Source organism: Gemella taiwanensis (assembly GCF_054054385.1).
Window position 1 is genome coordinate 71997 of record NZ_JBSMTL010000001.1, and the last position, 12078, is coordinate 84074.

The 12078-nt window shown below is 31.2% G+C and carries 9 protein-coding genes and 1 other annotated feature; of the genes, 7 read left to right on the top strand and 2 right to left on the bottom strand.

Features of this window, described 5'->3' with window-relative positions; all coding sequences use genetic code 11:
* Positions 1–165: 165 nt before the first annotated feature.
* The 4 genes from ACWOA3_RS00315 to ACWOA3_RS00330 all read left to right on the top strand — a co-directional run bounded on the left by ACWOA3_RS00315 (position 166) and on the right by ACWOA3_RS00330 (position 6497).
* On the top strand, positions 166–939 hold the full coding sequence (locus ACWOA3_RS00315) for a hypothetical protein (RefSeq protein WP_456883752.1): 774 nt from the start codon (positions 166–168) through the stop codon (positions 937–939).
* A 13-nt stretch (positions 940–952) separates the two neighbouring features.
* Positions 953–1747, top strand: a complete 795-nt coding sequence (locus tag ACWOA3_RS00320) for a hypothetical protein (RefSeq protein ID WP_456883753.1) — start codon at positions 953–955, stop codon at positions 1745–1747.
* A gap of 216 nt (positions 1748–1963) precedes the next feature.
* Positions 1964–3394 (top strand): amino acid carrier protein, encoded by a 1431-nt coding sequence (locus tag ACWOA3_RS00325; RefSeq protein ID WP_442566626.1) that lies wholly within the window; start codon positions 1964–1966, stop codon positions 3392–3394.
* A gap of 142 nt (positions 3395–3536) precedes the next feature.
* Positions 3537–3755, top strand: a binding site (T-box leader).
* A gap of 99 nt (positions 3756–3854) precedes the next feature.
* Positions 3855–6497 (top strand): valine--tRNA ligase, encoded by a 2643-nt coding sequence (locus tag ACWOA3_RS00330; protein WP_456883754.1) that lies wholly within the window; start codon positions 3855–3857, stop codon positions 6495–6497.
* Between the two features lie 133 nt (positions 6498–6630).
* Here ACWOA3_RS00330 and ACWOA3_RS00335 read toward each other — a convergent pair whose 3' ends face one another.
* Together ACWOA3_RS00335 and ACWOA3_RS00340 are read right to left on the bottom strand one after the other, a co-directional pair.
* Entirely contained in the window at positions 6631–6768 is a 138-nt protein-coding gene (locus ACWOA3_RS00335) for an LPXTG cell wall anchor domain-containing protein (RefSeq protein WP_271987558.1), read from the bottom strand.
* 17 nt (positions 6769–6785) lie between these two features.
* A complete protein-coding gene (locus tag ACWOA3_RS00340; RefSeq protein ID WP_442566628.1) occupies positions 6786–7385 on the bottom strand; it encodes a hypothetical protein in 600 nt (199 codons plus the stop codon).
* 251 nt (positions 7386–7636) lie between these two features.
* On the opposite strand from ACWOA3_RS00340, the gene ACWOA3_RS00345 reads away from it, so the two are divergent.
* The 3 genes from ACWOA3_RS00345 to ppdK are packed head-to-tail and all read left to right on the top strand — an operon-like array spanning position 7637 to position 11754.
* The gene (locus tag ACWOA3_RS00345) at positions 7637–8254 is read left to right on the top strand and encodes a CBS domain-containing protein (RefSeq protein WP_003146683.1); all 618 of its coding nucleotides are present in this window, start codon (positions 7637–7639) and stop codon (positions 8252–8254) included.
* A gap of 1 nt (position 8255) precedes the next feature.
* The gene (locus ACWOA3_RS00350; RefSeq protein WP_003146682.1) at positions 8256–9065 is read left to right on the top strand and encodes a pyruvate, water dikinase regulatory protein; all 810 of its coding nucleotides are present in this window, start codon (positions 8256–8258) and stop codon (positions 9063–9065) included.
* Between the two features lie 52 nt (positions 9066–9117).
* Complete coding sequence (gene ppdK, locus ACWOA3_RS00355; RefSeq protein WP_456883755.1) at positions 9118–11754, top strand: pyruvate, phosphate dikinase; 2637 nt, start codon at positions 9118–9120, stop codon at positions 11752–11754.
* Positions 11755–12078 lie beyond the last annotated feature (324 nt).

Sequence of the window (12078 nt, forward strand, 5' to 3'; positions counted from 1 at the left end):
TATCTAAATTCGCTTTATAAAAGCTTTTTAGATATCTAATAGCCTGTGCGGGGGTGACTCGACAAAATCGATTTCTACGAAATCACGATTTTTGAGTCACTCCCTTTTTTACTATTAATTCATAAAGATTTTTTGTATAATAAAGAGTAGAAAAGGAGGAAAGTTATGTTTGGATTTAATAATCATATGTTAGAAGCATTATTTGATATCTTCGGAAGAATAGCTATTCTATACGGTAGTATTGAATATATTGTTTCAGTTATCTTTTCAAAAATTATGTTTGATATACTTGGTGTTAAACCGATTTTATCGCTTATACCATTTTATAATACTTATAGGATTTATAAAGAGTATAAAGGTCGTGTTTGGAAGCGAAACTGGGGGGTCGCGTATATAATAACTTTTATTATTCCCTCTGGTATAATCACAGGTGTAGTATTAAATTTGACGAATTATAAGGTGAATAATGAAGTTGTGTTTAATTTTATGCTTCTTTTTCTTGTTAGTATAATAATAGTTTTTATATGTTTTCTAATAATAAAAGTATTTGGTGTAATTATGTTATTTATTATGTATTTACCTATTTTTGATACAAAAGTAAAAAAAGTAGTGTTGTATATTCAAGCCGTACTAACATTGTTAGTTGTACTTGGGAATAGTATTATTCTTAAAGTAGATCTTCATTTTAATACTGTAAGGTTAGTGATGATACAAATGATTTTTTCTGTTATATTTACTTTTTTTTATCTTTTAGCGGCAAGAGAAGTTAGAGTTAGAATTAGAAGTGGAGAATATATTCTTCAAGAGAAATTAGATTACGGTACTATGGATAGTTTTGAAGTTAATGAAACCCTAAAAGCACGTAAGAGAAGATTAGTAGTGCCTAGAATTTCTAATGAACTTAATTATAATGTAATAGAAAATAATGATATGAAATAAAGGAGGAATTTTTATGTTTGAAATAGATGAACATCTGATAAATCAAATAGGTACTATAGTTTTAATTGTATTCTTTATCGTATTATTTTTTGGATATATTATTACAGCTATATTTTCAAAAATTATGTTTGATATACTTGGGGTTAGGCCGGGACTCGCTTTTATACCATTTTATAATACCTACAGAATTTATAAAGAATATAAAGGACGTGTTTGGAAGAAAAATTGGGGAGTTGCCTATATAATAACTTTTGCGATACCTATGGCAGTCATAGGAGGATTCGTATTTGCATTAATTAACTTACCGATAATTACAGGTGATAGATTTCATGAAGAATTAGTAACGACGCTGATTTTAGGGTTTGCCGTATTGGTAATTGGTGGAATAGTAATCTCAGTATTCAATTTTATTCTGTTATTTATTACATATTTACCAATTTTCGATACAAAAGGCAGAAGAATAGTATTATATATCCAAGCTGGATTAACGATTTTATCTTTATTTAGTGGATATATTTTTCAAGGAGATCCTGTATTAAGAAATATTTTCTCAGTATCTCAATTTATATTCTCTATTGTCTTTATGGTTGTCTACTTTGTTGCTGCCACAGACATTAGAGCTAAAGTTAGAAGCGGTAAATATGTTCTTCAGGAAAAATTAGACTATAATACTTTAAATGGTTATGAAATAAGTTCTATCTTAAAAGCGCGTGATAGAAAATTGGTTGTTCCAGTTATGTATAATAATTCGATGAATGATTATCAAGTGAACAACAATGAAGAAGTAAATAGAATTGAATATGTTTAAAGAAAGAAACTAGAGGAATCGAACATGATGTTAGATTCCTCTAGTTTTTTATGTAAGATTTTAAGTGTTTTCTATAGTTATTTAGTAAATATTGAAACTAATATTAATTTAAAATAGTGTTATGTTAGATTTTCTAACGTATATTTACAGATGTAGTGTTTTTTACAGTATAATAGGTAGCGTAATAAAACAAATAAAACGAGGAGTTGACTCTTAATGGATAGATTTTTAGAATTATTGACTAACGTTAATGACTTTATGTGGACTTATTTCCTTATAGGGTTGGTAATGGTAACAGGTATTTATTTTACATTTAGTACTAAATTTATTCAATTTACTTACATTAAAGAAATGTTCAGACTTATTACAGAAAAACCTAAAGTAGGTGAGGACGGAGAACAAAAAGGTGTTTCTGCTTTCCAAGCATTCACAATATCAGCTGCATCACGAGTAGGTACTGGGACAATTGCAGGTGTTGCGATTGCGATTGCAATGGGTGGTCCTGGTTCAGTATTTTGGATGTGGGTAATGGCACTTTTTGGAGGAGCTTCATCTTTTGCCGAATCAACATTAGCCCAAGTATATAAAGTTCGTGATAGAAAAGGTGTTTATCGTGGGGGACCTGCTTACTATATGGAAAAAGGTCTTGGACAAAAATGGATGGGTGTGCTATTCGCGATTGTTATTTCAATAACTTATGGTGTAGCTTTTAACTCAGTTCAAACTAACACTATTGCTCAAGCATTACAAGTATATGACATTAATTCAAATATTGCAGGGATTGCTTTATTAATTCTTACTATTTTCGTAATTTTTGGTGGAGTAACAAAAGTTGTTAAAATTACTCAATGGTTAGTACCTGTTATGGCAGTAGCGTACTTATTTATCGTATTAGTTATTATGGTTATTAACATTGACAAATTACCTGGTGTTCTTGCTCAAATCGTGAAATCAGCATTCGGTCTTGAACAAGTAGGTGGTGGAGTAATCGGTATGGGAACATCGATTCTTCTAGGAATTAAACGTGGTATGTTCACTAACGAAGCTGGTTTAGGATCTACTCCTAACGCAGCAGCAACAGCTGATAGTACTCACCCAGCTAAACAAGGATTTATCCAAACTCTAGGAGTTTACTTCGATACATGTTTAGTATGTACAGCAACAGCATTCTTAATTTTACTATATCCTGGTGTTGAATATGGTGCTGATAAGTTACAAGGTATCCAACTTACTCAAGCTGCTTTAACTTCACAAGTAGGAAGTATTGGAACAATCTTCTTAATCGTAGCTATTTTCTTATTCGGATATAGTTCTGTAATTGGTAACTACTATTACGGAGAAACAAACATTCAATACTTACTTCCTAAAAAATGGGCTGTAAATGTTTATCGTGTTATCGTATGTATCTTTGTATATGTAGGAAGTGTATTAGATTTAAACTTAGTTTGGGGAATTGCCGATGTAACAATGGGTATTATGAGTTTACTTAACTTAATTGCAATTATCGGTCTTTCTGGTGTAGTTTATGTAGTATTAAAAGACTACGTGAAACAACATAAACAAGGAAAAGATCCAGAGTTCTACCTAGATAACTTACCAATCAAGTTGGATAATGCAACTGCATGGAAAAATAAAAAAGAAGATTAATATTTAAAAAAAGTACTTCAATGATAGAATTAGATTTCTAATCGTTGAAGTACTTTTTGCGTTTGTTCAGGAAATAATATTTTCTTTTACTTGCATTATAAAAAAAAGTATGTTATTATATTAAACATATTTTAATTATAAAATATATGCGATGAGCCGATAAGTAGAAGTTCTTGCGTACCGTAGGATACAGAAAAGAAATCAGTGGTTGAGAGATTTCTCCTAGGCAGGACTTTGAAGTAGCCGGTGAGCATTTAGAGTGAAAGTAAGTAGCTTTAAACGTGGTTAGAGCGTTAATCTTATTAAGTGCTAATGTTATAATTAGAATAAAGGTGGTACCACGGAAACTTTCGTCCTTATGTAAGGATGGAGGTTATTTTTTTTATCCAAAAAATATCACCGACACAATTAGTAAAAGTGAAATAATTAATAATAAAATAAAAATTTAGGAGGAACAGTCATGACTGAAATGTCTACAAAATATAATCCGACCGAAGTAGAAAATAATCGCTACAACTGGTGGTTGGAAAAAGAAGTTTTTAAAGCTGATAATAAAAGTAAAAAGAATCCATATACAATTGTAATTCCACCACCAAACGTAACTGGTAAATTACATATTGGACATGCTTGGGATACAACTTTACAAGATATGTTAACACGTTACAAACGTCTTAAAGGTTTTGATGTACTTTATCTTCCAGGAATGGACCACGCTGGTATTTCTACACAAGCTAAAGTAGAAGCTAAAATGCGTGAAGAAGGATTAAGTCGTTATGACTTAGGTCGTGAAAAATTCTTAGAGCGTGCATGGGAATGGAAAGAAGAATATGCTGGATATATTCGTGCACAATGGGCTAAACTTGGATTAGGTTTAGACTACTCAAGAGAAAGATTTACATTAGATGAAGGATTAAACAAAGCAGTTACAAAAATTTTCGTAGATCACTACAACAATGGTACAATCTACCGTGGTGAGAAAATTATCAACTGGGACCCAGTACAAAGAACTGCATTATCTAATATCGAAGTAATTCACAAAGACGTAGAAGGTGCATTCTATCACCTTAAATATTTCTTAGCTGATGGAAGTGGAGACTATCTAGAAGTAGCAACTACTCGTCCTGAAACTTTATTCGGAGATACTGCGGTTGCTGTTCACCTTGAAGATGAAAGATATCAAAAATATATTGGTAAAACAGTTCTTTTACCAGTAACAAATAAAGAAATTCCTGTTATTGCAGATGAATATGTAGAAAAAGATTTCGGAAGTGGTGTAGTTAAAATAACTCCTGCCCACGATCCAAATGACTTTGAAGTAGGAGAACGTCATAACCTAGAACGTATCATCGTTATGGATGAAGGTGCTGTTATGAATGAACATGCAGATAAATATAATGGTATGGATCGTTTCGAATGTCGTAAAGCTCTTATCGCTGATTTACAAGAAAGCGGAGTATGCTTCAAGATTGAAAAACACCTTCACTCAGTAGGGCACTCTGAGCGTAGTGGTGCGGTTGTTGAACCATATCTTTCTAAACAATGGTTCGTTGACATGAAACCTCTTGCTGATAAAGTATTAGAAAATCAAAAAGATGCAGATAGAAAAGTTAACTTCTATCCACCACGTTTTGAAAATACGTTAAATACTTGGATGGAAAATATTCAAGACTGGTGTATTTCACGTCAATTATGGTGGGGACACCGTATTCCAGCATGGTATCACAAAGAAACTGGTGAAGTTTATGTTGATGTAAACCCACCAAAAGATATTGAAAACTATGTTCAAGATGAAGATGTTCTTGATACTTGGTACTCTTCAGCATTATTCCCATTCTCTACACTAGGGTGGCCAGATTTAGAAAGTGAAGATTTCAAACGTTATTATCCAAACAGCTGTCTAGTAACTGGATATGACATTATCTTCTTCTGGGTTGCTCGTATGGTATTCCAAGGATTAGAATTTACAGGAACACGTCCATTTGAAGATTGCTTAATCCACGGTTTAGTTCGTGATGAACAAGGTCGTAAGATGAGTAAATCACTTGGTAATGGTGTAGATCCAATGGAAGTAATCGAACAATATGGAGCTGATAGCTTACGTTACTTCTTAGCTACTAACTCAACACCAGGTCAAGACTTACGTTATTCAACTGAGAAAATCGAAGCTAGTTGGAACTATATCAATAAAATTTGGAACGCTTCTCGTTTCGTAATTATGAACCTTGAAGGTTTCGAATACAGTGATATTGATTTAACTGGGGAAAAAACATTAGCTGATAAATATATCTTAACAAAACTTGCTAAAACTATTGAAGATTTCGAAAGATTATTTGAAAAATATGAATTTGGTGAAGCAAGCCGTATTCTATACAACTTCGTATGGGAAGAATTCTGTTCATGGTATATTGAAATTGCTAAAATTTCATTAAATGGTGAAGATGAAGCTGCTAAGAAAACAACTAAATCTATTTTAGTATATGTACTTGATGCTTCTCTAAAAATGTTACATCCGTTTATGCCATTCGTAACTGAAGAAATCTGGCAACACATTCCTCACACAGGAGATAGTATTGTAACTAGTGAATTTGCTAAAGTTGATGAAAGTCTAGTATTCGAAAAAGAAACTGAAGATATGCAATTCATCCAAGATGTAATCACAGCAGTGCGTAACATCCGTAGTGAAGTGAATGCTCCTATGTCTCGTGAGATTCCTATTAAAATTAAATACTCACAAGATAGCGTAAAAGAAGTGCTATTAAGTGGTAGTGCGTACTTAGAGAAATTTGCTCGTCCTAGCGAACTTATTATCGAACGCGAAGTAGAAGCAAGTGAAACTGACATTAGTCGTATCTTACCAGGTGCTGAAATCTACGTTTCACTAAGTGATTTAATCGATGTAGACAAAGAAAAAGAACGTCTAGGAAAAGAATTAGAAAAATTACAACAAGAATTAGATAGAGTAAACAAAAAACTATCTAATGAAAAATTTGTTGGTTCTGCTCCAGAAGCGGTTGTAGCTAAAGAAAAAGAAAAACAAGCAACATATCAAGAACAATATGATAGCGTAAAAGAAAGAATAGCTGCATTAGATAATTTAAAATAGTATAGAATGAAAGAGAGTGATTCGAAAATCGTTTAGATTTTATCGAATCACTCTCTTATTCATTATGTAGTAAATAGATGTAGATTAATTGTAATAAAAAAACTCTAGCTAGTTTTACCTAGCTTAGAGTTTTTTAATCATCTTTATTATTCTTTTTTCTCCAGATTAGGAAGAAAATTATTGCAATTATTATGATGATACCAATGTATGCACCATAATTTTTCACTGCTTCCCCTGTATTAGGAAGAGTACTTAGTGATAGTAGATTCATCTTAAAACCTCGTTATATTATTTTTTTTCTTTTTGTTCAGGAGTGTTGTTTAGAACTTCAGTTTCAACACGTTCTTTAACAGAGTCTAGAGTTTCAGTTGATTTGTTAGTGAAATCTTCAACTTTTTCTTGAACTTTTGCTTCATTAACGTCTTTTTTAATATTTGATACTTGATCTTTAATTTTTTCGAATGAAGAAAGTGCTTTTTCTTTATAAGCTTCTACTGAAGGTTTGAATTCTTCAACGATTTTTTTTGCATCTCCTAAGTTTTCTTTAACTTCTGAAGTATATTCTTTTACACTAGATACGTGTTCTTTAATATCTGTTACATTACTAGATAGTTCTTTTCCGTAATCAACAGCATTGTTGTATTTGTTTTCTAAAGCATTTTTAGCTTTTTTAAGATTCTTCACTAAGTCGTTGTATAGGTAGATTGCCGCTTCTTCAACACCATTTTTCTTAGTATAGCGAATCATACAACGTGTATAACCATAGTAATCTTTAGATTTTTTCTTAACGTATTCAGTGTGTTCTTCAACTTTGTTTGGATTTTTTGAGTAATAGTTAGCAACGGCTATACCTGTACCGATTGCAAATAATTTTGATAATTTTGACATACAATTTTCACCTCGATATATTATTAAGTTAATTATATCATATAAACATTTAAATTTAAATAAAATAGACAATGAGTAACTCTATTTTAATATATTGGTAATAAAGTAGGATAGTAATGTAGCAGTAATATCATTTAAAATGAAATAATCATACATAATAGATTTTATTATTACACATTAATATAATATAACTATTGAATTAGTGTGTAATATATTGTATAATAAAAAATATAATACAAGAAGGAGGAACAATGAAACTTACTGAGAGACATAAAGCTATAATTGAAATAGTAAAGAATTATGAGCCGATTACAAGTGATGAGATAGCAGAGAAGCTATCTTTGGGGAAATCTACTTTAAGAAATGATTTGGCAGTGTTAGGAATGCTAGAAATCTTAGAAGCAAAACCTAATGTAGGATACTATTACAATTATAACTTTTCACCAGGAGAACAACGTGAAGAAATAAAAAATAAATTAGTTAAAGATGTTATGGGGATAGCAATAACTGCTAAAAGTACAGCGAATTTCTCAGATGTATTATCAAAATTATTTATATATGATGTAGGAACAATCTTTATTGTCGATGAAAATAATCACCTCGCAGGTGTAACATCTAGAAAAGATATGTTGAAATTATCAAGAAATGCTGACGGTCAAAATCTTCCAATTGTACTAGCGATGACACGTGTACCGAATGTAATATACATATATGAAGATGAATTAGTTAGTGATGCCTTAAGGAAGTTAATTTTACATGAAATTGACTGCTTACCTGTCGTAAGAGATGAGGATGGCGGCAAGGTGATCGTCGGAAAAATTTCAAAAACTACATTAATTAAATTATTATTGGAAATACTGGAGGGATAATATGTTAACTGTACATATAATTTCAGATTCGATAGGGAATACTGCAAAAGATGTTGTAGATGCAGCGTTAGTGCAGTTCTCTTATGGGAAAGCTGATTATAAGGTATTGAAGAATTCCAATGTTTGTACGATAGAAAAAATAGATTGTATTATGTCGAATGTAAATGATGGGGATGTAATAGTTCAAACATTGGTAGATAGTACCTTAGCCGAATACGTAAAGAAAAAAGGGTTAGAAAAAAATATAAAAGTTATAGATTTGCTAAGTGAAATGCTAAACACTTTTGAAGATAAACTTGGAATAAAATCTGAAGGGAATCCAGGTTTAAACAGAAAAATGGGAACTGAGTACTTCAAAAGGGTTGATGCATTGGAATTTGCTGTGAAGTATGATGATGGAAAGGATATTAATGGTCTTAAAGAGGCAGATATTGTTATTTTGGGGGTATCAAGAACGTCTAAAACACCATTAAGTTTATATCTAGCAAATAGAAACATTAAAGTTATGAATGTTCCTATTGTTCAAGATTTAATACTACCAGAGCAATTATATGAAGTAAAAAGAAAGATTATTGGTTTAACAAATTCAGTAGAACAACTTAATAAGTTGAGGGAAGAAAGACTAAAAACTTTAGGAGTGGATGGAAATACTGATTACACAGATGAAATCCAAATATTTGAAGAATTAGAGTATGCGTTAGAAATTATGGGGAAAATTGGTTGTCCGATAATAGATGTTCAAAATAAAGCTATAGAGGAAACTGCAGAATTAATAATTGGGATAATGAGAGAACGCGGCTTAGAAGTTTAACATTTAAGAAATAATTATATACTGTAACAAAATGTGATGGGGGAATTTTAAAATGACAAAAAAATATGTTTATAATTTCAGTGAAGGGAATAAAGATATGCGATCTTTACTTGGGGGTAAAGGTGCGAATCTTGCAGAAATGAAGGGATTAGGGATTAATGTACCACCTGGTTTTACTATTACTACAGAAAGCTGTAATAGTTACTATGAAAATGGGGAACGAATTAAACCTGAGATTTTAAAACAAATTAATGAACAATTAGAAACATTAGAAAAAACTATAGGTAAAGAGTTGGGAAGTATAGAAAATCCGTTATTAGTATCTGTACGAAGTGGTGCTGTATTTTCAATGCCTGGTATGATGGATACAATTTTAAATCTAGGATTGAATGATGAAACAACTATTGCCTTAGCTAAGAAAAATAATAATTATCGTTTCGCTTATGATAGTTATAGAAGATTTATTCAAATGTTCTCTGATGTAGTAATGGATGTAGAGAAATATAAATTTGAAGAAGTTTTAACACGAGTGAAAAATGAAAATGGCTATGAACAAGATAGCGATATGAATGAAAAAGATTTATTTAAAGTTGTTGAGGAATTCAAAGAAATCTACAAAAAAGAAGTAGGTCGTGAATTCCCGATGAGTGTGAAAGAACAACTTATGCTAGCTATTGAAGCGGTATTTAAATCTTGGAATAATAATCGTGCTAAAGTATATAGAAGACTTCATAATATTAGTGATAAATTAGGAACTGCTGTAAATATTCAAGCCATGGTTTTCGGTAATATGGGAGATAATTGTGGTACTGGAGTATCGTTCAGTAGAAACCCTGTAACTGGTGAAGATGAATTATTCGGAGAGTATCTAATTAATGCACAGGGAGAAGATGTAGTTGCAGGAATTAGAACACCGAAAAATATTAGTGTGCTTGCTGAAGATATGCCACATTTATATAAAGAGTTTGTGGAGATTTCTAAGAAGTTAGAAGGACACTACAAAGATATGCAAGATATTGAGTTTACTATTGAAGATGGTAAGCTATATATTCTTCAAACAAGAAATGCTAAGAGAACTCCAAATGCTGTTGTTGAAGTTGCAGTTTCATTAGTTGAAGAAGGTGTTATTAGTAAGGAAGAGGCTATTTTAAGAGTAGGTACAGAAGAAATTAACAAACTTCTTCATTCTACATTTGAAGAAAAATCATTGAAACAAGCACAACAATTAACTCAAGGATTAGCGGCTTCACCAGGAGCGGCAGTGGGAGCAATCTATTTTACTGCACATGAAGCGGTTGAAGCGGCTAAAACAAAACCGGTTGTATTAGTAAGAGAAGAAACATCACCTGAAGATATTGAAGGAATGGTTAGCTCAGAAGCCATTGTAACTCTACGTGGAGGTATGACATCACATGCTGCGGTAGTAGCACGTGGAATGGGTAAATGCTGTGTATGTGGTTGTCAAAACATGATTATTAATTATGACGAAAAAACTTTAAAAATTGCTGGAATTACATTAAAAGAAGGAGATGTAATCTCTGTTGATGGAAGTAGTGGTAAGGTTTATCTAGGTGAAGTTGATAAAATAGATGCTAGATTCAGCGATAGATTCAATAAGCTTTTAGGATGGGCAGATGAAATTAGAAGTCTAAAAGTATTAGCAAATGCTGATAATGAAGTCGATGCAAAAGTTGCTTTTGAGTTTGGAGCTGAAGGAATTGGATTATGTAGAACAGAACATATGTTCTTTGAAGAAGATAGAATTAGTTTAGTTAGAAAAATGATATTAGCTTCAGATACGAATGAAAGAATTAGATTCTTAGATAGATTACAACCAATTCAAAGTGATGATTTCTATAAAATTTTTAAAGAAGCAAAAGGTAAATCTGTTAACATAAGATTATTAGATCCACCACTTCACGAATTCTTACCGAAAGATGAAAAAACTGTAAAAGTTATTGCCGAGGAAATAGGTGTAAGTGTTAATCAATTAGAAGCTAAAATTGCTAGTATTGCCGAGTTCAACCCTATGATGGGACACCGTGGTTGTCGTCTAGGAATAACATATCCAGAAATTTATTTAATGCAAGCAAAAGCTATCAGTTCAGCAGCGATTAGAGCACGTAAAGAAGGAATTGAAGTTAATGTAGAAATTATGATTCCGTTAGTAGGTTTAGAAAAAGAACTTGCAGTTCTACGTGAGCAAATAGTTGAATTAGTTGAAAAAGAAATACAGTTATACAATGCGGACTTTAATTATAAAGTAGGAACTATGATTGAAATACCAAGAGCTTGTGTAGTAGCTGATAAGATTGCTGAACATGCTGATTTCTTCAGTTTTGGAACAAATGACTTAACACAATTAACATTTGGTTATTCAAGAGATGACGCTGAGAAATTTATCGATATCTATAAGAAAAAAAATATCTTAGAGTCAGATCCATTTGTTCATTTAGATGAGAGTGGAGTTCTAGAGTTAATGAAGATTGCTGTTAATAAAGCAAAAGCTGTAAAACCTAATATTAAACTAGGAATTTGTGGTGAACATGGGGGAGATGAAAAATCAATTCTACTTTGTTCGAAAATTGGTTTAGGTTATGTTTCTTGCTCACCATATCGAGTTATTATCGCAAGAATTGCAGCCGCTAAAGCAGCTATTAGCGATATAGAAGTAGCGTTAACTAAGTAAAAACATTATAAAGAAATAAAGTTATCAAGTAATTTAATTAATAAGATATTGATAATAATAAAGTTGATATAAAATAAGGGTGATTCTCAGTGAATTACCCTTTTTTGAATTATGTTTAGTAATATTAATTTGTAAAAAATTTAAATTAAGTATTAATTAACTGAACTATAATTATAAAATCTTTGTAAATATTACAATATTGTTAAATAATAATTAATATTATACAAAGTAAATTGATTTTTTTTTCATTATACATTAAAATTAATGTAGTATATTGTACCATTTTATATCGAAAAAAGGGTTCAAATCAAAATGAAAGTTAAA

Coding starts and splice junctions, on each gene's coding strand:
- ACWOA3_RS00325 (WP_442566626.1), top strand. CDS start 1,964: ATGGATAGATTTTTAGAATTATTGACTAACGTTAATGACTTTATGTGG.
- ACWOA3_RS00320 (WP_456883753.1), top strand. CDS start 953: ATGTTTGAAATAGATGAACATCTGATAAATCAAATAGGTACTATAGTT.
- ACWOA3_RS00330 (WP_456883754.1), top strand. CDS start 3,855: ATGACTGAAATGTCTACAAAATATAATCCGACCGAAGTAGAAAATAAT.
- ACWOA3_RS00345 (WP_003146683.1), top strand. CDS start 7,637: ATGAAACTTACTGAGAGACATAAAGCTATAATTGAAATAGTAAAGAAT.
- ppdK (WP_456883755.1), top strand. CDS start 9,118: ATGACAAAAAAATATGTTTATAATTTCAGTGAAGGGAATAAAGATATG.
- ACWOA3_RS00315 (WP_456883752.1), top strand. CDS start 166: ATGTTTGGATTTAATAATCATATGTTAGAAGCATTATTTGATATCTTC.
- ACWOA3_RS00335 (WP_271987558.1), bottom strand. CDS start 6,768: ATGAATCTACTATCACTAAGTACTCTTCCTAATACAGGGGAAGCAGTG.
- ACWOA3_RS00350 (WP_003146682.1), top strand. CDS start 8,256: ATGTTAACTGTACATATAATTTCAGATTCGATAGGGAATACTGCAAAA.
- ACWOA3_RS00340 (WP_442566628.1), bottom strand. CDS start 7,385: ATGTCAAAATTATCAAAATTATTTGCAATCGGTACAGGTATAGCCGTT.